Source organism: Streptosporangium sp. NPDC049376, assembly GCF_044466505.1.
Taxonomy (GTDB): Bacteria; Actinomycetota; Actinomycetes; order Streptosporangiales; family Streptosporangiaceae; genus Streptosporangium.
The window spans coordinates 191,937-212,240 of the sequence record NZ_JBITMT010000005.1; the positions used below are offsets into that span (position 1 = coordinate 191,937).

The window sequence follows — 20,304 nt, forward strand, 5'->3', positions numbered from 1 at the left end:
CGGTCAAGTTCGCCCCAACTCTGCTCTAATGGACGGTCATAACGTAGGCGTCAGCGAGAGGTGTCGGCGGGCGTGGCGGATGACCAGGAAGACCTGTTTCCCGAGCTAGGGGACAGGCAGCAAGGGCTCGACCTGACGGCCGGGGCCGTACCGGAGTCGATGAAAAAGCAGGTGTCCCACGCCCTGGACGTGCCGCAGAGTTTCGTACCAGCCACATCCTTCGGGGTCCGTGATGCCTTCGAGGAGATCGTCCGGCGTGACCTGCTCGGGCCGTGGGGCGGTGACACCGAGGAGTTTCCCCCCAAGGCGGGCGGGCCGCGGGAGCGGTACCTGGTCGGCATGCTCGGGCCCAAGCCGTCGCGCCGGTCACCCGACGAGGACGCCGGGGAGGTGCCGGAAACCGAGATCGGAGTCGAAGGCGACGGCTCGGAGGGAGAGCTGCCGGAGGTGCTCACCCCGCAGAACCTCGGCCGCATCTGGGCATCCTCCATGGGGTTGTCGTTCGCGGTGCCCGGCGACGTTGACGCGATCTCCGTCAAGGCTTCCTGGGGGCGCTACCACAAGACCGAGGTCGTGGTCGAGGACGCCAGGGGGCGGGAGCGGACCGCCCGGGCTTGGTCGCGGGAGCCGGTCAGCCATCCCCTGGAGGTCCAGCTCGACGGCGAGGCGACGCAGCGTCTCCCGCTCACGATGGAACGTGCCGAAGAGCCGGGCGTCCTGCTGGTCGCCGCTGTACGGCCACAGCGTGACGGGCGGCGCGTGGTCGAGCTGACGCTGGTCAACCAGCAGGCCGAGCCCGAGAGCGGCGGCGCCGACACCGCATGGCTGTTCCAGACCGAGTTGCGCGTGACCGCCCTGGACGGAGCCGCCTGCCTCTTCCTGCCGATCGACGACCCCTTGGACGACCTGGAGGCCGTCGGCGACGACGCCGAGGAGCTGCACCTGCGGCTGCTCTACCGCGACGAGCGCCGCTACGCTTCCGGGCGCAATGTCGCCGTGCACGCGACGGTGGACGCTGGGGAGCGGTGCGCCCGCGAACTGCGGACGACCTGGTTGCCCGCCTACAACGTGCCGGCCACCGTCGCTCCGGTCGGTGAGGGCACCGACCTGGCCGGTGCCGGGCTGTCCATGGACGCCCTTGCGGCGGCCTCCCCTGAGGAGCTCGCGGCCGGGCTGCTTCCCCTCGCTGACGGGTACGCCGCCTGGCTGGGACGGCAGCGGGATCGGATTCCCGGGCTGCCCGGGCCGCTTCGCGACACCGCGGCGGCCGCCGTGTTCGAGGCTGAGAAGGCCGCGGCTCGCATCCGCGAGGGCGTCGCCCTGCTCAGCGACCCGAACCGCCCTCGTCACGCCGACGCGCTGGCGGCCTTCAGGTTCGCCAACGAGGCCATGGCGGCGCAGCGCCGCCGTACCGAGGTGGGAAGACTCCGCGACGAGCAGGAGATGACCTTCGAGCAGGCCATGGCCGAGGTGGAGGAGCGGGGAAGCAAAGCCGCCTCCTGGCGACCCTTCCAGCTCGCGTTCGTGCTGCTCAACCTGCCCGCGCTGACCGACCCCGAGCACACTGAGCGGGCCGCGGACTCCTCAGCGGTCGTCGACCTGCTGTTCTTCCCGACCGGAGGCGGCAAGACCGAGGCCTACCTCGGCCTGACCGCCTACACCTTCGCGATCCGCAGGCTCCAGGGGGTGGTCGGCTCGGGGGCAGACGCCCGCGACGGCGGGTACGGGGTGGCGGTGCTGATGCGCTACACCCTGCGGTTGCTGACCGCCCAGCAGTTCCAGCGGGCCGCCGCCCTGGTGTGCGCCGCCGAGGCGCAGCGCCGCCGGGATCCGGCGACGTGGGGCGAGGAGCCGTTCCGCATCGGCCTGTGGGTCGGCGGCTCCGTCTCGCCGAACAGTTACAGGGAGGCGGCCGAGCAGGTCGATGACGCCCGGCAGAAGGGCAACGACCGCAGGACCAACGTGCTGCAGACGCTCACCTGCCCGTGGTGCGGCGAGAAGCTCACCGGCGACCGCAACCTCCACCTCGACGAGGACCGTCAGCGGGTGCTGTTGTACTGCGGCAGGGGCATGGAGGGCGACCCCGACCCGTGCCCGTTCTCCCGGCTCGGTGAGGACCGCCTGCTCACCTCCCGCTTCGACGACCCCGGGGAGATCGCCTCCCACAGGGAGGGGCTGCCGATCCTCACCGTCGACGAGGAGATCTACCGGCTGGTGCCCAGCCTCGTCATCGCCACCGTCGACAAGCTGGCCCAACTCCCCTGGCGGGGACAGGCCGGACACCTGTTCGGCCGGGTCGGGCAGCGCTGCCCCCGGCACGGCTACCGCCACGGCGACCTAGACGACCAGGTGAAATGCAGCACCAAGCACCACGCCAAGGGCAAACTTCCCAAGGTCGTCAGCCAGCCGGTGATCCGGCTCCGCCCGCCTGACCTGATCATCCAGGACGAGCTGCACCTGATCTCCGGTGCCCTCGGCACCGCGGTCGGTCTGTTCGAGGCGGCCGTCGACGAACTGTGCACGTGGAGCCCATCACCGGGGAAGCTCACCGGACCGAAGATCGTCGCCTCGACCGCGACCACCAAACGGGCCAGGCTTCAGGTGCTCCGGATCTTCGGGCGGGAACTCGCGGTCTTTCCGCCCCAGGTCGTCGACGTCTCCGACACCTTTTTCTCCCGGCAGGTGCCGGTTACCCCGAAGACCCCGGGGCGGCGCTACCTCGGTGTGTGCGCGCACGGAACCCGGCTCAAGTCCGCCGAGATCAGGCTCGCCGAGATCCTCTTCCTCGCCGGGCAGACCATGTTCGACCGGTACGGCGAGGCGGCCGACCCCTACATGACCCTGGTCGGCTACTTCAACGCCACCCGCGAGCTGGCCGGCATGCGCCGCTACCTCGACGACGACGTGACCACCCGGATCCGGACCCATGGCAGGAAGAAGGGGCTGTCCAACCGGCTCGCGAGCAAGTTCGACCTGCTCACCGTCGTCGAGCTGACCTCCCGCATCTCCTCCGGCGACATCAGCGAGGTGCTCAAGCGGCTGGAGATCGGCTTCGACCAGGACGTCGACACCTCGCGCCGCAGGACTGAGGTACGCGAGGAGTACGCCAAAGCGCGGAAGGAGAAGCATCCGAAAGTCCACCCGCTCGCCGAGCGGTACTACCGGCGGGGCACCGACCGCCAGCCGGTGGACGTCGTGCTGGCCACCTCGATGCTTCAGGTCGGCGTCGATGTCTCCCGGTTCGGCCTCATGGTGGTCACCGGGCAGCCGAAGAATACCGCCGAGTACATCCAGGCGTCCTCCCGTGTCGGCCGAGACAGTGAACGCCCCGGCCTCGTCGTTACCCTCTACAACTGGTCGCGCCCCCGGGACCTGGCCCACTATGAGGACTTCGAGCACTACCACGCCACCTTCTACCGCCAGGTCGAGGCCCTGTCGGTTACGCCGTACACCCGTAGGGCGCTGGACCGCGGAGCCACCGGGACGTTCGTCGCCGCGGTGCGCAACGCCGAGGAGTCCCACTCCCGCAACCGGGACGCCGAGGATGTGCCACTGTCCGGCGAGGTCGTCGACCGGATCGTCGACCGTTTCCTCATCCGTGCCGAGGCGGCGGGGGACGAGCGTGGCCGCGACTACCTCCACGAGCGGATCAAGGTCGTGATCGATCGGTGGGAGCAGGCCAAGACCAACGCCGCCCGTCTCGGCTACGAACGGCGCAAGAGCGGTGGGGGAGAGATCGTGGTCAACCTCCTGGAGCGGGCGGGCAACGGCCGGTGGGGTGACCTGACGGTCGGCAACTCGATGCGCGAGACGGAGAACGAGATCAACCTGCTGCTGCCGCCCAGCGGGGAGTTCTTCAACCCCGCCTACGGGGCCACGGAGTGGGCGTTCCAGACGACGACAGAGGACGGTCCGGACGTGGAGTTCGCATCGGGAGACGAGATGGGCGTGTCCACGCTGGACGAGAAAGGAGGTCGGTGATGGCGGACGTCGCACCGTACCGGCGCAGGGTGGGCGCGATCCGCCCGAGCCACCTGATGTTCACCTCGGGTGTTGGCTCCCTGGTGGACCTGCCGAACTTCTCCGTGCTGGTCAGCGGGGTCGACGAGTGGCGTTTCGACAAGCTCGGCGACAACCGGCAGAGTATCGTCGAGCCCAGGCTGCTCGCCGCCGTCCAGCGGGTCCTCAAAACGGTCAAGGAGCTCAGGCCCGCTCCGTGGATACCGGGGCTCGACAGCAACCCCAACGGCGACGCCTCCCGGGTCGGGGTGCCGGTCACACCGTTCCCGAGCTGGATGCGCTGCACCGCCTGCAACCTGCTGGCACCGATCGAGACGCGGGCCTTCGAGTTCCGCAACGATACCCCTCGCAAGCCGCACGAGGCGAGGTTCTTCCACCAGTGCGGGAAGGGCAACAAGCAGCGCCTCGTGGTCGGCGCCCGTTTCGTCTTGTCCTGCGCGGCGGGGCACTTGGACGACTTCCCCTACCAGGAGTTCGTGCACCGGGGCGGGACGTGCCCGAAGGCGGCCAAGCCCAACCTTTTGATGGAGGATTACGGGGGCAACATCGGCGCCAACGTGCGCATCGTCTGCCAGCGCTGCGGGGAGGACCGCAACATCCGCGAGGCCATGGGGCGGCGCGGCCGGGACCGGCTCCCACGCTGCCGGGGCCGCCACCCCCACCTCGGAACGTTCGCCGAGCAGGGGTGCGACAGACAGCCACATCTCCTCGTCGTCGGTGCCTCCAACCTGTGGTTCGCGCAGACCCTGTCGGCGCTGGCCGTCCCCGAGGCCGGGACGGACGCGCTCGACGCGAAGGTCGAGCAGCACTGGGAAAGCCTGCAGCATGTCGCCGGACCGAACTTCCTGCCGTTCATGCGGTCCATGCCGCACCTGTCGCACGAGTTCGAGAAGTGGCCCGACGACGAGGAGGTCTGGGCGGCCATCGAACGCCACCGGGCGAAGCTCGACGGCGTGAGCGCGGTGGCGGAAGGCCACCCGGACCTGCTCACCCCCGAGTGGCAGGTCTTCTCCGGGCCCACACTTCCCGAGCCGAGCGCCGACTTCGCCCTGCGCAGAGACCCGGACGGCGTGCCCGCAGCCTTGAAGGAGTTCTACGCCGACGTCGTCCAGGCCGAACGGCTGCGCGAGGTCCGCGCCATGATCGGCTTTACCCGGCTGGACGCCCCCGACTTCGAGGACCCCGAACTGGTCACCCGGGCGCCCCTCGGCCGGTCCAAGCCCGCCTGGGCGCCCGCCAGCGAGGTGCGCGGCGAAGGCGTCTTCCTGAGGGTGCCGGAGGAGGCACTGGCCGACTGGGAGGAACGGGTCGTCGACTCCGAGGTGATGAGGCGGCATCGCGAGGCGTACGGGCGTTTCCGCGAGCACCGCTACTCCGACCGGCTCCCGCTGGGGTTCGACAAGTACAGGGGATGGCCGGGGCCCCGCTACTACGCCCTGCACACCCTGTCTCATCTGATGATCCGCACGATCGCCCTGGAGTGTGGCTACAGCTCGGCGAGCCTGTCCGAGCGGATCTACTCCAGCACGGAGGTGGACGACGACCCGCGCAGCGGAATCCTCATTTACACCGCCGTGCCCGATGCCGAGGGCACCCTGGGTGGCCTGGTCTCCCTCGGCGAGCCCGACGAGCTGGTACGGCTGACACGCCGCGCCCTGTCGGAGGCCCGGCACTGCTCCTCCGACCCGCTGTGCGCCGAACGCCTGCCCCGCAAACCTGAGGACTTCCTGCACGGCGCCGCCTGTCACGTCTGCCTGTTCGTCTCCGAGACGACCTGTGAGCGCGGCAACCGCTTCCTGGACCGTAGACTCGTCGTGCCCGTCGACGACATCGCACTGGCCCTCTACCCCGAGATGCCGTGACGCCGGGGTTGGGCTTCGAGCGGGTGGCGGCCGAGTTCGTCGCCCGCCTCGGCCCGGTCCGCCTCCGCACACTGGCCCAGCGGATCGCCAAGGGATGGCCTCGCCCGGCGATCCCCGAGTCGGTGCCGGTTCCTGGGTTCGCCGATGCGGCACGGGCCGTGCTCGCCGCGCAGCAGGCGGCGGCGATCCCCAACGGTGAGGCGGCGGCCTATCTCAGGGGCGTCGCCGACGGGTACGCGCAACACGCGGAGAAGGTTCACGTCGAATCGGTCTGGAGTGGGCCGAGCTCGCATCCCGTGCCGGTCAGGGCCACCGCGCAGGTTCTGGTGGAGGTCGTGGAGGAGGCCTCGCACGAGCTGTTGATGATGACCTACTCCGCGAGGCCGTACGCGCCCGTGCTCGACGCCCTGAACGGGGCGGTGAAACGCGGGGTCGCGGTGACGGTGGTGGTCGAGACGTTGCAGGGAGCGGGGTCGGCGCTGGGCGGCCTGGAACCCGCGGCGGCGTTCGCATCCGTCAAGGGGCTCCAATTGTGGCACTGGCCGAGCGGAGGACGAGCCGAGCAGGGGGCGAAGATGCACGCCAAGCTGGCCGTCGCCGACCGGCGGGTGCTGTTGGTCTCCAGCGCCAACCTCACACAGTCCGGCGTCTCCAGGAACATCGAGGCGGGTCTGCTCGTGCATGGTGGCACAGCGCCTGTACGGGCCGCTGAGCACGTCGCCGAGCTGCGCGCCGCGGGTGTGCTGGAAAGGCTGCGCTGAACGCCTTCGACGTGAAGCGCGAACATGTATGTTTTTGTGATCAAGCCCTGGTTTTCGGGAAGTTGGTCGTGTCTTTCCCAGAACCTCTCCCGGTGTCGAAGCCCTTGCGAAAGGCGGCTGCTGTGGGCAGGCGGACGGTCATCGCGGAACGGTACGAATTGGACCCTCTGTCCCGTCGTTCGGGAGGGATGGGAGAGGTCTGGTTCGGTTATGACAACAAGCTGGACCGGCCGGTCGCCGTTAAGTTCGTCCGCATCGACAGACAGTCGGACGCCGCCGACGAACTCACCAAGCGCTTCGTGCGCGAGTCACGGATAACCGCTCGCCTTGAGCACCCCGGCGTACCCGCCGTCTACGACTGTGGATCGCACGGTGACGACCTCTACCTGGTCATGCAACTCGTCGACGGATGTCCGGTCTCCTCAGTCCTCGACGAGACCGAGGTTCCCGTCGCCTGGGCCGTGGCGATCGCGGCCCAGGCGTGTTCGGTCCTCGCCGTCGCCCACGCCAGGTCACTGGTCCACCGGGACCTTAAGCCCGCCAACCTGATGCTCTGCCCGGACGGCACGGTGAAGGTACTGGACTTCGGGATCGCCGCCGCGTTCGCTCCCAACCTCGCCACCAGACTCACAAGAACGGGAGTGGTGGTCGGCACACCTGACTACATGGCGCCTGAACAGGCCGTGAACGGAACGACCACCGCGCAGAGTGATCTGTACTCCCTGGGTGTGGTGCTGGACGAGTTGCTCGCCGGTGACAACCAGTTCGCCGGGGCCACGGCCCTGGCCTCGATGCGTAACCACGTCGAGGTGGCGCCCAGGCCGTTGCGCACCAGGAGGCGGGACGTTCCGGAGGGGCTGGAGCGCCTTGTCCTGTGGCTGCTGGCCAAGTCGTCCGACGAACGGCCGGCCACGGCGGGCGTGGTCTACGAGCGGTTGATGGACTTCTGCCGTGACCTGCCGCCGTTCCCCGGATACGTCGACCTCGGCTCACCTCACCCGGTGCGCATGTACGCGGCCGTCGTCGGGCGGATCACCTCCGCCGTGCCGGGCGCCGTACGGCGGCAGACCCAATCGGCGCGGCCCCTTCCCGCCCGACAGGCGGAGGACCGGCACCGCGCGGACCCGGCGGGGATCGACCGCGAGGATGTGGAGCTCGCCCGCCGGGACGCCGAAGCCCTCAAGGCCCAGTCACGGTTCGCCCAGGCCGCCGACGTGCTGGCGGAGGCGGTCGCCCCCGCGGGCCGCGCCTTCGGGGCGAAGGACCCCGACGTGGTGGACCTGCGGATCGAGCTGGCCGACGCGCTGTTCCTCGGCGGAGACTACCGCAGGGCCGCCCCCGAGTTCCGCAGGCTGGCGGCCGACCTCGCCGAACGTGAGGGACCCGGGCACGACCTCGTGTTGCGTTGCCGCCTGATGGAGGCGAACTGCCACGCGGCGGTCGGTGAGACGAGGCGCGCCCTCGCCCAGCTGGGCGATCTACTCCGGGATGAACGGAGACTCGGCGTCGACGAGGAGCGGATCCTGGAACTCCGGCGCCAGATCGGGCTGCTGGTACTGGGCGCGGGCGACCGGGCTGGGGCGCGGATCGCCCTGAGCGGACTGCTGCCGGACCTTGAAAGGAGGTACGGTCCCGGCCACCCCACGGTCGGCCAAGTCCAGGAGATTCTCAAAAACCTCGACGGTTCATGAAGAGGACGAGCATTCTTGTAGCCCGTTTCCGCCGGTTCATTCCGGCTGGTTTGTTTTGATCGACACATTCCGGTGGATTTGTTTCCGCTGGGATGCTCCCGCAGTGAGAGCACTTCGGAGGACATCGCGTGGCAAGACTCGGAATCGACAAGGACTTCCTTCGGGACTTCGGAAAGCTGGAACGCTCCGTGCAGGCACGCGTCGCGGAGGTGTTCGCCAAGTTCGAGGAGGCCACGCATGCCGGTCTGCATCTGGAGAAACCGAACGACGCACGCGACCCCCGGTTCCGTACCATCCGCATCGACAAGTTCTGGCGTGGGGTTGTGCTGGCCCCTGAGACCGGAGACTCCTACACCCTGCTGAAGGTCCTTCCGCACGACGACGCCTACACGTGGGCGGAACGGCGGCGGGCGTCGGTGAACTCCGCGACCGGGCAGATCGAGATCCGGGACGGTGCAGCGATCGACGCCACCTTGCCCGAGCTGACCAAAATGGCGGACCGGGCACCTCGAAGGCTGTTCGACGACGCCGCCGACACCGACCTCAAGCAGCTCGGCGTCGACGAGCAGACCCTAGCGTTCGCCAGGGTGCTCACCGACATCGTGCAGCTGGAGGCGGCCGGAGCCTTCCTGCCCCAGAGCCAGTGGAACGTGCTCTACGGGTTGGCCGCCGGTATGACCCCCGAGGAGGTCTGGGCCGAACTAGGTGCCGTCCCCGGGCAGGTGCCGTACGACGCCGAAGACATCACAGCGGCTGTGGAACGCACCCCCGAGCGGGTCGTGCTGGTCGAAGGGCCGGATGAACTCATGGAGGTGTTCCGGCATCCCTTCGCGCTGTGGAGGATCTATCTGCACCCCGCACAGCACCGGCTGGCGCGGGCTTCGTTCACGGGATCGGCTCGTATCACGGGCGGCCCCGGCACCGGAAAGACGGTCGTCGCACTGCACCGTGCCCATCACCTGGCGAAGCACGGCAGGGGGTCTGTGCTGGTCACCACCTTCACCTCGACCCTGTCCGCCTCGCTGGAGGCGGGACTGCGGCTGCTGGCCGATTCGCCGGAGGTGCCTGACCGTGTCGAGGTGCGCCATGTGGATCAGCTGTCCTATCAGATCTTCGCCGAGCGGCACGGTCGTGCCGCGATCCTCCGGGACAAGGAGGAGAAGGAGATCTGGCGGCGCGTCGTCAAGAAGCTTGAGGTGCCCTTCACGGAGACGTTCCTGGCCGAGGAATGGCGGCATGTGGTGCTCGCCCAGCAGGTGACCGACGCTGCCGGATATCTGCAGGTCAAGCGTCAGGGACGAGGACGAGGACTGGGTGTCCGGCAGAAGGCTCAAGTGTGGCAGGCGATCTGGGAGTTCCAGGAGGAGCTCGGACGGCGGAAAGTCTGGACGCACGAGACGATCTGCGTTGAGGCGACCCGGCTGCTGGGGGAACGGGCGGACAGGCCGTATCGGCACATCGTCGTTGACGAGGCACAGGACCTGCATCCGGTTCAGTGGCGGTTTCTGCGTGCCGCCGTGCCCGAGGGGTCCGACGACCTGTTCATCGCCGGGGACGCCCACCAGCGGATCTACAACAGCCGTGTCTCTTTGCGGGAGGTCGGTATCAACGTGGCCGGACGCTCATCACGCCTGACCGTCAACTACCGCACAACCGCGGAGATCCTTGCCTGGAGTCTCGGCATGCTCAACGGAGAAAGTGTCGACGACCTGGATGACGGTCTGGACACCGTGGCTGGCTACCGGTCACAGGTGCACGGTCGCCTCCCGGAGCTTCGTGGGTTCACCGTCCAGAAGGGCGAACTGGAGGCACTGACCGACAGGGTCCGGCAGTGGCTGGACGCCGGCGTCGAACCCGGAGAGATCGGGGTCGCGGCGAGGTCGAACATGCTGGCCGGCGCGGCGGTCGCCGTACTGGAACGAGCCGGTGTCCCTGCGCGCTCCCTGGCCAAGGGGCAGGAGACGGACGACAGCGTGCGGATCGGCACCATGCATCGTATGAAGGGCCTGGAGTTCCGCTGTATGGCGGTCATCGGGGTCTCCGAACGTCAGGTGCCGCCGCCGAGCGCTGTCACTCCGGTCGAGGAGGACCCCCTGACCCACGCCCAGGACCTGCAACGTGAGCGCTGCCTGCTGTTCGTCGCGTGCACCCGCGCGCGGGAGCAGCTCCACGTCTCCTGGCACGGTACGGCCAGCCCCTTCCTGGCGGGCCTCACCGGCCGTTGACTGTCCGTGAAACACCCGGCGCGGACCGTACGACAACAGATAAGAACATCATTCGGCGTGACGAAGGCGGGACATGGCCAAGCTCTCGGTACTCCTCCACGAGATCGACAACGGGACGATCCTCCTGCCGGAGTTCCAGCGAGGATACGTCTGGAACCGCGACCAGGTTCGCGGTCTCATGCGTTCCCTGTATCGCGGGTATCCGGTCGGCGGACTGTTGCTGTGGGAGACCGAACCGGACCAGGCGTCGATACGCGGCGGTGCGACCGACGGAGGCGTACGGCGGCTGCTGCTCGACGGTCAACAGCGCATCACCTCGCTCTACGGGGTGATCCGCGGTCACGCACCGGCCTTCTTCGAGGGGGACGCCTCCGCGTTCACCGGTCTCCGGTTCAACGTCGAGGATGAGAACTTCGAGTTCTACGCCCCGGCGAAGATGCGCGACGATCCCCGGTGGGTGGATGTGACTCTCCTGTTCACCGAAGGGCTGGACTCGTTCATCCAGGACTTCAGCGCGGTCCCCGACAAGCTGGTCGTCTACATCAAGCGGCTGAACCGGCTGACGCAGCTCCTCGACCTGGAATTCCACGAGGAGAAGATCGCCGGCCCGGACAAGGATGTCGAGGTCGTCGTCGACATCTTCAACCGGGTGAACTCCGGCGGCACCGCTCTGTCCAAGGGCGACCTCGCGCTGGCGAAGATCTGCGCGCACTGGTCCCCGGCCCGTCAGGTGATGCGCGATCACCTCAAGCGCTGGAAGGACGCGGGATTCGACTTCTCCCTCGACTGGCTGCTGCGCAACGCCACCGCGGTGGCGACGGGCAGGGCCGTGTTCACGGCGCTGGACACCGTGTCGGCCCAGGAGTTCGAAACCGCCCTGGCCAAGTCCACGGGATACGTCGGCAACTTCCTCGACGCGGTGTCGGGGCGTCTCGGCCTGGACCACGACCAGGTGCTGATGGGCCGGTATGCGATCCCCGTCATCTCGCGGCTGCTTCACCTCAGCCCGGGAGGTAAGTTCACCGACTCGGTGCACCGGGACAGGGTGCTGTTCTGGTACGTCCAGTCGGCGTTGTGGGGACGCTTCGCCGGTTCGACGGAGACCGTGCTCGCCCAGGACTACGAGGTGGCGAAGGAGTCAGGCATCGACGGCCTCATCGCGTCACTGGAACGATGGCGCGGCGGAAACCTGGAAATCCGGCCGCACGACTTCGAGGCCTCGACCCGTGGATCCCGGTTCTACCCGCTGCTGTACATGCTCACCAGGGTCAATGGGGCCAGGGACCTCGGTAGCGGGCTTGAGCTGCGTGCCGAGATGCTCGGTAAGCACGCCTCGCTCCAGGTGCACCACATCTTTCCCAAGGCGCTGCTGTACAAGGCGAAGTACGAGCGGGACCAGGTCAACGCCATCGCGAACTTCTGCTTCCTGACCCAGGACACCAACCTCGTGATCGGCAAGCGTGACCCTCAGGAGTATTTCACCGAGGCCGAGGAGAAGCACCCAGGGGTGCTCGCCTCACAGTGGATTCCGGCCGACCCCGACCTGTGGCGGGTCGAGCGGTATCCAGATTTCCTGGCCGCGCGGCGAGAGCTGCTGGCTCAGGCCGTGCAGTCCTTCCTCACCGAGCTCAGGAACGGCACCTCGGCCGAGGTGCCCGCCGACCTCCAGCCCGTGGCGGTGGTCACGGTCGAGCAGGACGACGTGCGTGCCGCCCAGGTCAAGGCCATGGCCGAGGAAATCGTACGGCTGGGATACACCGAACCCGCGCTCGACAGCGAGATCGCCGACCCCATTACGGGACGCGCGCTGGCCGTCGCCGAGGCCTTCTGGCCGGATGGTCTTCAGGCGGGACAGGGCAAGCCCGTGGTGCTGGAGCTCGATCCCGACGTCGCGGACCTGCCGAGGCTCGAAGAGCTGGGATACGAGGTCTTCACCTCGGTCGACGCCCTTCTCGGCTACGTGACCCGCCGCAATGAGAACGCTGCGGGAACCGCCGTCGACGAGCCCGTCGAGCGGGGAAGACCGGTCACCGCCGGAGCCGGTGAGTTCGACCAGGCGATGCGCTCGATCTACGACCGGGCGCGTGGCGAGGCGAACTACCATGCGGCGTATTTCCTCAGCATGCTCGCCGAACACGGCAGCCTCGTGACCGCCCGCAGGCTTCTGCACGCGCCGACCGTCTCCGACGGTTTCGCCGCCCTCTGGGAGCGCGGCAGGCTCGATCTGACCGTTGAGGCGTTGGTCGTTCAGCCGAGATTCGTAGATCTTTTCACTCCGGCCGAAGTGGAGATCGCCTGGCACCGTCTCGGGCAGTTCGGTTATCACGCTGATCGGTGAAGGCCCCTCATCCTCCGGGTAGCGAGCTGATCGGCGATGGGAGGTCCGGAAGCCGGCGGTTGGGATTTTCCTGACCGCCGTTCACCAGATGGCGTCCTGAGCGGGGCGTTTTCCTGAAGACGGGAAATGCGGCGGCCTGGGGCGTTACCCGCCCCTGACCTGCTGTTCGAGGTCAGGGGGCGGTCGCGTTGGAGGTTAGGCCTGGGCGTTGTCCTTCAGGGTGCCCCAGCCGTGCCAGCGGTCTATCTCTATCAAGGCGCTCACCCGGCGGCGGTCCCGGCGGGGGTACTTCTCTCCGGTGTAGTGCTCGGAGACCCGGTCGATGTCGGTCAGGTCCTTGTCGTCGCGGATCTCGGTGACGCGGCCGATGACGCTGATGTGGGTGTACCAGTCGCCCTCGTCGAGCACGGTGAGGGTGACGCGGGGGTCGTTGCGGAGATGGTCGAGACGTTTGCGGCCCTCGTCCATGTTGACCAGGATCCGGCCGTCGTCCCAGAGGTACCAGGTGGCCGTGGAGACCGGCTGACCGTCGGGCTGGAGCGTGGCGATGACGGCGGGGTTCGCCTTCCTGAGTACGGCGACGGCCTCTTCGGGAAGTGGCGGCTTCGACATGATCTCTCCAGTCCTTGATCATCCGGTGTGTGCGTCCACGGTGCCACATCCCCCGTGGGGGTGGCTTCGCGGCCCTATGCGAAGGACGTTTTCTCGGAGATGGGGAAGTGTTGGTGACCCAGGACCGCCAGAAGGCGGAGCTTCTCGTGTGCCTCGGTGTGCGGGGGAGCGGTGAGCACGAGCAGGGCCTGGGACTGGTCCTCGGTGAACAGGACCTGACAGTCCAGCTCGATCGGGCCGAGTTCGGGGTGGATCAAGGTCTTGTGATCCTCGAAGCGCCTGGCGACCTCGTGCCGGTCCCACAGTTCGGCGAACTCGGCGCTCGTCTTCCGCAGCGCCCGGACCAGCTCGCCCGCCCTGGAGCGGGGGCCCATCGATCCGTAGGCGGCCCGCAGGTTCGCGACCTGGGTACGGCTGTGCCTGTCGTGGTCCTCCTCGGGGTAGCGCGACCGCGCCGAGGGGAGCGGTAGGTCTCGCTGCGGGCCAGGCCCGTGTGGTGGGACCTGTCGCCGAGCAGGGCGTCGGCCATCCGGTTCTGCACCAGCGGTTCGGCCAGGTTGGACATGATGAGCGCCGGGGTGTCGTCGAGACGGTCGAGCACCCGCAGCAGGGCCGGAGCCACGTGCGCCGCGACCGAGACCGGCGCCGGAGGGTTGTGCCCCGCCATCTGGAACAGGTAGTCACGTTCGTCGGCCGTCAGCCGTAGCGCGCGGGCGAGCGAGGCGAGCATCTGCTCACTCGGCTGCGGGCCGCGACGCTGTTCGAGTCGCGTGTAGTAGTCGGCAGACATCGCGGCGAGGGCCGCCACCTCCTCGCGCCGTAGCCCCGGGGCCCGGCGGCGCGCGCCGGTCGGCAGACCCACGTCCTGCGGCTGGAGCGCCTCACGACGGCGGCGCAGGAAGTCGGCGAGTGCGCTGCGATCCATGGATTCAGTATCCGCTCCACACTCCCGTGCCGAGGGCCGTGAACCAGGGATCGCCGATCCCCCGATGGGGGGTTCCCTGCACACGAGGGAGGCACCGGAGCAGGCTGGACGTATGAACATCTCAGGGAACACCGTCTTCATCCCGGGCTCGACGAGCGGCATCGGCCTGGCTCTCGCCCTCGAACTGGAGGCCAGGGGGAACAAGGTCATCGTCGGCGGCAGGCGCGTGGACGTGCTCGAACGGATCGCCGCCGAGCATCCGGGCGTCGACACCGTACGGATCGACACGGCGGACCCCGCGAGCATCGAGTCCGCCGCCAAGGAGGTGCTGGCCGGGCACCCGGATCTCAACGTCCTGATCACCATGGCCGGGATCATGCGCGTCGAGGACTGGCACCGGCCCGAGACGTTCCTCGCCTCGGCGGAGGAGATCATCACCACCAACGTGCTCGGCCCGATCCGTCTCATCGCCGCCTTCGTCGAGCACCTGAGGGAGCAGCCGGACGCCACCATCGTCACCGTCTCCTCGGGCCTGGCGTTCGCGCCGCTTCGGGCCACACCCAGCTACAACGCCTCGAAGGCCGCGATCCACATGCTCAGCGAGTCGATCAGGCTGCAGTTGGCCGACACGAACGTGAAGGTCGTGGAGCTCGAACCGCCGGCCGTCCGTACGGCCCTGCTGCCCGGCCAGGAGGACAGCGACTTCGCGATGCCGCTCGACGAGTTCGTGACGGAGGTCGTCACCCTGTTCAGGGACCAGCCGGACGCCAGGGAGATCCAGGTCGAGCGGGTGAAGTTCCTGCGCTACGGCGAGGCGCGCGGCGACTACGACCAGGTCGTCGAGACGCTCAACGCCTCCGACCCACACGGCAGGTAGCCAACAGCCGAACGTGTCAGGCCCGTACGGCAGGTGGTGAACAGCCGGACGCGCATCAGATCCGTACGGCGAGCGGTCGAACGCGCGTAGGGCCCGTACGGTGGACGGGCCGCCTCAGGCGTCGCCGACCCGTTCCAGAGGGTCGAGGAGAATCCAGAAGCCGTCCTGACCGGCCTCCGCCAGGACCGTCCGCCGGCCGGTGTCCGTCTCGTGAGAGCGGAACTCCAGAGGGATCGGCGTGTCCTCGGACTCGATCCACAGGCGCGCCCGGCCCAGCATGCGCCAGCGGAACTCCAGGGTCTCCGCGCCGAAGGCCACCGAACGGGTGTGGAGCACGCCCGTGCCGTCCGGGGCGAACACCACCTCCTCGCCGACCAGCACGGCCGCCGTACCGCAGGCCGTACGCCAGCGACCGATCGGCCCTTGCTCCAGGACGTCGTCCACGTCAGGGGCTCCCTTTTCCACGTGTCGCATGATCCCAGAGGTCATCACGGTCGAGACGCGAGGGGATCAGCGGTCGGCATGGGGCTGTTCCTCACCCTCGAACACCTCGATCAGCTTTTCGTGGAACCTCTCGTGTTCCCTGTTCTCCCTCGACCAGGACGGGCTGGTCACCACTGACGTTTTGGCGTCCCCGAGGGAGAGGGAGAGCACTTTGGAGACGAGGTATATGGACTCCACCATCGAGCGGCCGTCTCTCTTGAGGGCGGTGATCAGATCGGCCGGTCCTCTTTCTCCGGCGCCTTGTTCGATCAGGCTCACCGACAGCAGCTCCAGCTCGTCCCGGTCCATCTAGGAGCCGGACACCGGGGAGCAGCTGTAGGTCATGAGGTAGATCTCCATGGAGATCGAGCCGGGAGGGGCGGCGAGGTCGTGGAAGTTGCGGGTCACGGCGGCGCCGAAGATGCGCGGGTAGGTCTCGCGGATGGCCGTGTTGACCCGGGTGGCCAGCCGGACGCCGTTGTCCGCGCCGCCGTCGGCGCCGAAGGTCAGCACCATGCCGGCGTGCCGTCCGGCCAGCTGGTCGCGGTGCCGCAGCAACTCCTGCCTGACCTGTACGGCGAGCGCCTCGTCACGCATGCCTGGGGAGAGCTGGAAGGAGATCGTGATCGGCTTCGCCTGGACGTCCCCGAGGCGGCTGACACAGGGGGACGGAGTGGGTTTGCGGGGGGAGCGAGGCTTGGTGGTGGGCACAGTGGTGGGCACGGTGGCGTCCGGTGAGGGCCGGTCGGGCGTGGGGGTGGGGGTCGGCAGGGCCCGGACGGTGTCCCGCAGTGGACGGGTGGTGCCCGTGGCCGCGGGACTCGCCCCCTCGGAAGGCCGAGGCGCCGTGGAGGACGGAGCCTCCGTGGAGGGCTGTGATTCCGTGGTGGGCTGGGGCTCCGTGGTGCCCTGAGGCTTCTCGTCGTCCTGAGAACCGGTGCCGGTGTCCTGGGGTCCGGCGGTCTCGGGCTTCCCCGCGCTCTGGGAGGCGGCCGAAGCCTGAGTGCCCGCCGACGCCTGAGTTCCTGCCGTGGGGCGGGTCTCCGCGGCGGCCTGGGACGGAGCGGCGGGGGACTGGGCGCCCAGCATGATGATCGTGACGCCGAGCAGCAGGTCGGCGAAGAGCCAGCCCGCCAGCAACGTCGAGGTCGAGGTCCTGCGGCGGGGGGTCACCGGACCCGCCGGACGTCCTGGTCGCCGTCGGCACCGCTCACACGGGAGCCGTCGGCACCGCTCACCCGGAAGCCCTCGGCACCGCCCGTGCGGGAGCCGTCGGTACCGCCGACACGAGAGCCGTCGCGGTAGTCGTCATCCGAACGAGCGTCCGAACGAGCGTCCGGACGAGCGCCCGCGCGGGCGGCCAGGCGTTCGACGCGGGACAGACGGGTCTCGGTGGTGGCCGACCAGCCTTCGAGGGCCTCCCTGATCTCGGCGCCGGTGCCGCCGAAGGTGCGGCGGAACTCCTCGGTCGTGCCGAGGAGGGTGTCGTTGACCCGCTCCCCGAGGAGGTCGACGGCCTTCTCCGTCGAGGAGCCGACCGCGTCGATCGACAGGGCGGCGCGGTCGACCGCGTAGCCGATGCTCTTGGTGGCGTCGACCAGCTTGTCGATCCGGCTGTCCAGGCCCGAGACGGTTCCCTGCACCGAACGCATGGAGCGGACGAGCTCGTCGTTGAACGAGCGCCGCATGTCGAGGGTGGTCTGCGAGATGGTCGTCGAGAGCTGGTTGCCCGCCTTGGCCACGGCCTGGCCGGTCTTGGTGCCCGCGCTGTCGATCATGGCCGAAGCCCGCGCGACGACCGTGGTGAGGTCGTCGCAGGTGCTGTTGACGGCCGCCAGCTGCCTGCCGAGGAGTTCGACGCCGTCGCGCACGTCGAGCGCGCTCGCGGTCAGCGCGTCGGTGGTCTTCCTGGTGGCCTCCAGGGTCAGGGTGAGCGCCTCGACCAGTTCGGTGTGCACCTTGCGCGCCATCGTGCCGACGGAGCCGATGTCGGCCGCCGTCCTGCTCAGTTCGGTGCCGAAGCGGGCGGGGGAGGACAGCCGTACGGCGCCGAGCAGGAGGCTCGCCCGGGTCAGCGCGGCGCGCAGCCGTACGCGCAGGGCGGCCAGGTCGCGTTCCGCGTTCTCCTCCTTCCTGTTCTTCGTGACGTTCTCCAGGACCGTCCAGAGGATGAGGCAGAAGATCGCCGCGAGGGTGCACAGCGCGATGTTGTCGAACTTGAAGAACTCGGGCAGCCTGCCGTCGAAGCCCTGCTGCCACATCTCAAGGAAGGGGCGGCGGGCCGCCTCCGGGCCTCCCTCGTCGAGGACGTCGCCGTAGGCGCCCGTGGCCATCATCAGCCCGAGCCAGGTGATGAAGATCGGCACGAAGACCAGGGCGGGGCCGACCGCGGCGCCCAGCCCGAACCGCCGCCCGCGCTCCCGCCCGGCGTCGGTGAGGATGGTGTCTTCGGGGGAGAAGGCGGCGAACAGGTCGATCTCACACCAGCGTTCCGCCTCGCCGGGGTCGACGACCGCCTCGGCGAGGTCGTACAGCTGGTCCTGGCGGGCCGCCAGGTGGGGGTGATCGGCAAGCTCGCGAAGCTCGGCGGCAAGCTCCTGGTCCGTCACGGACACTCGACGTCCCCTCCTCGATGACGCTGGGCGCCGCCCGCCGGTCCGATGGACCCGGTGCACGCCGCCGAAAAGCGTGATCATTTCGGCATACGGCGGATCTGTCAAAGGAAGAAAGGCGTGATCGTTACGGTGACACGGAGAATCGCCGTAATGACGGGTTGTGTCCTTCGTGCCGGATGTTCAGACGTCATCCGGTCGCGCGCGGGGCGCCCTGAGACGCCGTACGGCGGAGGCCACGGCGGCCAGCAGCGCGAGGAACAGCAGCCCGCCCCGTACGGCACGGGCGTCCGGGCGACGCCGGGGAAGCCGGGGGAACCGGGAAGGCCGTCTGGGAGGCTCGGGGCGGCGGGCGGCCGGGGCGGGGACCGTACGGTAGACCTCGTCGAGGATGCGGTTGAAACGTCGTTCCCTGCGGGTGCCCGCGCTCACCAGGCGGCGTCTCCTGGCGTCGGTCCAGAACCGCCACCCCATGGGGCCGGCCAGCACGACCGCCGCGACCGACCGTAGGTGCGCCTCGGTGATGGCGCGCAGTTCCCACATCATCAGCCAGTGGTTGACGATCATGTTGACGTACATGTGGGCGCGCTGCTCGTCCGCGTCCTGGGAGGTGAAGAACGTCCCCCAGCAGGCCCGGTAGAGCGGGTCGTCCATGGCCATCCGCATGAGGTCGGTGTGCAGGGCGCGCAGCGTCTGCTCGCGGCCCGCCTTGGCCTCGCGGGCCTGCAGGATCAGCGAGGCCGTCACCCCCATGAGGGCGAAGACGGCCAGGACGGCCGAGGCCGCCCCGTAGGTCTGGCCGATGTCGCTCAGCCTGCTCCAGTCGGCGCCCTGGTCGTTGAGCAGGGTGAGGAAGAAGGGAGATATCACCACGAAACCGGGTACCGCCAGAACCAGAAGGAAGAGCAGTGCGACGAGAAGGAAGCGGCGCCCGCCTCCGGCGAGTCGGTTGAACAGGGGGCCGCCGCGCACTACCCGAGCTTTCTGCCCGTGGTCGGTAACAGGGGGGGAAGCGCCTGACGCTCCCGGTCGAGGAAGGGCAGCAGGTCCTCGCCGCGCGCGTAGAGGTCCTCAAGTTCGCGCGTGCAGGCCTCGATCAGACCGGGGTCGGCGATCTTACGGGCGCCGCTGAGCGTACCGCCCTCGTCGTAGACGACCTCGTACATGACCGAGGATCCCAGGATGACCAGCTCGGGCAGGTCGCGGCCCTCGCCCAGCTCCCCGGCGTCCAGGACGCGGATGAGTTCTCCCGCCTGTGCCCTCAGCCGGATGAAGTACAGCTCCCAGCGCAGATAGGGCGTGTACGGCCGCCGCACGACACGCAGGCGGCGCATCGGGAACCCGGGCGCGTCGAGGACGGGACCCTGGATCTCGTCACGGGTCTCGTCGATGATGCGCAGCGCCTCGTCCCAGTCTCCCCGGTCCAGGGCCTGCCAGCTGGGGTTGCGTGGCTCCCGGAACGACTGGCGGTATTCGAGCTTCCAGAAAACCCCTTCGATCTCCTGAAAATATGGCCAGAAATCCGAAATATACTCTTCTGCGCTCAGGGTCTCCGCTTTATATGTGCTTATATCATCAATCATCTGGTATATCCCGTTTTGCGGAGATGAGCTGGTTCCGGGGAATCACCACGAGGCGCTCGTCACGCGAGAGGCTCACCCCTTCGGGGAGCCGGTTCAGGTAGGCCTCGGTGAGGTCGCGGCCGATCACGGCGATGTCCCCGTTGGAGAGTTCCCAGATGTCCGGGCAGTCCGGGCTCGCGGTCGTGTTGCCGAGTTCCAGCGGTGAACTGCCGAGGCGCCTGCGTAGCTCGGCGCGCGGATCGGCCTCCCAAGGACGAGGCATGATGCCCTCGATTCGTCGATCTCCCCAACGTCCCCCGAGTTTCACATGATCCA

15 protein-coding genes and 2 pseudogenes are annotated in these 20,304 nt (G+C 68.6%); 7 read left to right on the plus strand and 10 right to left on the minus strand.

Annotation, left to right across the window (positions count from 1 at the left end; all coding sequences use genetic code 11):
- The first annotated feature begins 72 nt into the window (after window positions 1–72).
- From drmA to ACIBVQ_RS16430, 6 genes are all read left to right on the plus strand, one after another.
- Window positions 73–3,981 (plus strand): DISARM system helicase DrmA, encoded by a 3,909-nt coding sequence (gene drmA, locus ACIBVQ_RS16405; RefSeq protein ID WP_399178239.1) that lies wholly within the window; start codon window positions 73–75, stop codon window positions 3,979–3,981.
- Window positions 3,981–5,882, plus strand: coding sequence for a DrmB family protein (gene drmB / locus ACIBVQ_RS16410; protein ID WP_399178240.1), 1,902 nt, complete (start codon window positions 3,981–3,983; stop codon window positions 5,880–5,882). Before drmA ends, drmB begins: the two co-directional genes overlap by 1 nt.
- Window positions 5,879–6,643: a DISARM system phospholipase D-like protein DrmC gene (gene drmC / locus ACIBVQ_RS16415; RefSeq protein ID WP_399178242.1), complete on the plus strand. Its 765-nt coding sequence runs from the start codon at window positions 5,879–5,881 to the stop codon at window positions 6,641–6,643. Before drmB ends, drmC begins: the two co-directional genes overlap by 4 nt.
- Before the next feature lie 188 nt (window positions 6,644–6,831).
- Window positions 6,832–8,334: a protein kinase gene (locus tag ACIBVQ_RS16420; RefSeq protein WP_399178243.1), complete on the plus strand. Its 1,503-nt coding sequence runs from the start codon at window positions 6,832–6,834 to the stop codon at window positions 8,332–8,334.
- A 128-nt stretch (window positions 8,335–8,462) separates the two neighbouring features.
- A complete protein-coding gene (locus tag ACIBVQ_RS16425) occupies window positions 8,463–10,559 on the plus strand; it encodes a UvrD-helicase domain-containing protein (protein WP_399178245.1) in 2,097 nt (698 codons plus the stop codon).
- A 73-nt stretch (window positions 10,560–10,632) separates the two neighbouring features.
- Window positions 10,633–12,897 (plus strand): DUF262 domain-containing protein, encoded by a 2,265-nt coding sequence (locus ACIBVQ_RS16430; RefSeq protein WP_399178247.1) that lies wholly within the window; start codon window positions 10,633–10,635, stop codon window positions 12,895–12,897.
- 195 nt (window positions 12,898–13,092) lie between these two features.
- Here the strand turns inward: ACIBVQ_RS16430 and ACIBVQ_RS16435 are convergent, their stop codons facing one another.
- The 3 genes and pseudogenes from ACIBVQ_RS16435 to ACIBVQ_RS16445 form a co-directional block, all read right to left on the minus strand.
- On the minus strand, window positions 13,093–13,509 hold the full coding sequence (locus ACIBVQ_RS16435) for a PPOX class F420-dependent oxidoreductase (RefSeq protein ID WP_399178249.1): 417 nt from the start codon (window positions 13,507–13,509) through the stop codon (window positions 13,093–13,095).
- 74 nt (window positions 13,510–13,583) lie between these two features.
- Window positions 13,584–13,910 (minus strand): annotated as a pseudogene (locus tag ACIBVQ_RS16440) (transcriptional regulator); the annotation flags it as partial.
- 137 nt (window positions 13,911–14,047) lie between these two features.
- Window positions 14,048–14,644 (minus strand): annotated as a pseudogene (locus tag ACIBVQ_RS16445) (helix-turn-helix domain-containing protein); the annotation flags it as partial.
- Between ACIBVQ_RS16445 and ACIBVQ_RS16450 the strand changes: the two are divergent.
- Window positions 14,547–15,311 (plus strand): SDR family NAD(P)-dependent oxidoreductase, encoded by a 765-nt coding sequence (locus tag ACIBVQ_RS16450; protein ID WP_362773890.1) that lies wholly within the window; start codon window positions 14,547–14,549, stop codon window positions 15,309–15,311. The pseudogene ACIBVQ_RS16445 and the gene ACIBVQ_RS16450 overlap by 98 nt on opposite strands.
- A gap of 114 nt (window positions 15,312–15,425) precedes the next feature.
- On the opposite strand, the gene ACIBVQ_RS16455 is transcribed toward ACIBVQ_RS16450, so the two are convergent.
- The 7 genes from ACIBVQ_RS16455 to ACIBVQ_RS16485 form a co-directional block, all read right to left on the minus strand.
- On the minus strand, window positions 15,426–15,755 hold the full coding sequence (locus ACIBVQ_RS16455; RefSeq protein WP_399178251.1) for a hypothetical protein: 330 nt from the start codon (window positions 15,753–15,755) through the stop codon (window positions 15,426–15,428).
- Window positions 15,756–15,821: 66 nt separating this feature from the next.
- On the minus strand, window positions 15,822–16,103 hold the full coding sequence (locus tag ACIBVQ_RS16460; RefSeq protein WP_399178253.1) for a hypothetical protein: 282 nt from the start codon (window positions 16,101–16,103) through the stop codon (window positions 15,822–15,824).
- On the minus strand, window positions 16,104–16,967 hold the full coding sequence (locus ACIBVQ_RS16465; protein ID WP_399178255.1) for a hypothetical protein: 864 nt from the start codon (window positions 16,965–16,967) through the stop codon (window positions 16,104–16,106).
- Window positions 16,964–18,409, minus strand: coding sequence for a hypothetical protein (locus tag ACIBVQ_RS16470; protein ID WP_399178256.1), 1,446 nt, complete (start codon window positions 18,407–18,409; stop codon window positions 16,964–16,966). The genes ACIBVQ_RS16465 and ACIBVQ_RS16470 overlap by 4 nt, the downstream gene beginning before the upstream one ends.
- A 180-nt stretch (window positions 18,410–18,589) precedes the next feature.
- Complete coding sequence (locus tag ACIBVQ_RS16475) at window positions 18,590–19,378, minus strand: DUF6082 family protein (RefSeq protein WP_362909255.1); 789 nt, start codon at window positions 19,376–19,378, stop codon at window positions 18,590–18,592.
- A complete protein-coding gene (locus ACIBVQ_RS16480) occupies window positions 19,378–19,989 on the minus strand; it encodes a DUF6879 family protein (RefSeq protein ID WP_399178259.1) in 612 nt (203 codons plus the stop codon). Before ACIBVQ_RS16480 ends, ACIBVQ_RS16475 begins: the two co-directional genes overlap by 1 nt.
- Window positions 19,982–20,251, minus strand: coding sequence for a hypothetical protein (locus ACIBVQ_RS16485; RefSeq protein WP_399178260.1), 270 nt, complete (start codon window positions 20,249–20,251; stop codon window positions 19,982–19,984). Before ACIBVQ_RS16485 ends, ACIBVQ_RS16480 begins: the two co-directional genes overlap by 8 nt.
- Window positions 20,252–20,304 lie beyond the last annotated feature (53 nt).

Coding starts and splice junctions, on each gene's coding strand:
- drmB (WP_399178240.1), top strand. CDS start 3,981: ATGGCGGACGTCGCACCGTACCGGCGCAGGGTGGGCGCGATCCGCCCG.
- ACIBVQ_RS16420 (WP_399178243.1), top strand. CDS start 6,832: ATGGGAGAGGTCTGGTTCGGTTATGACAACAAGCTGGACCGGCCGGTC.
- ACIBVQ_RS16430 (WP_399178247.1), top strand. CDS start 10,633: ATGGCCAAGCTCTCGGTACTCCTCCACGAGATCGACAACGGGACGATC.
- ACIBVQ_RS16435 (WP_399178249.1), bottom strand. CDS start 13,509: ATGTCGAAGCCGCCACTTCCCGAAGAGGCCGTCGCCGTACTCAGGAAG.
- ACIBVQ_RS16450 (WP_362773890.1), top strand. CDS start 14,547: ATGAACATCTCAGGGAACACCGTCTTCATCCCGGGCTCGACGAGCGGC.
- ACIBVQ_RS16460 (WP_399178253.1), bottom strand. CDS start 16,103: ATGGACCGGGACGAGCTGGAGCTGCTGTCGGTGAGCCTGATCGAACAA.
- ACIBVQ_RS16480 (WP_399178259.1), bottom strand. CDS start 19,989: ATGATTGATGATATAAGCACATATAAAGCGGAGACCCTGAGCGCAGAA.
- ACIBVQ_RS16485 (WP_399178260.1), bottom strand. CDS start 20,251: ATGCCTCGTCCTTGGGAGGCCGATCCGCGCGCCGAGCTACGCAGGCGC.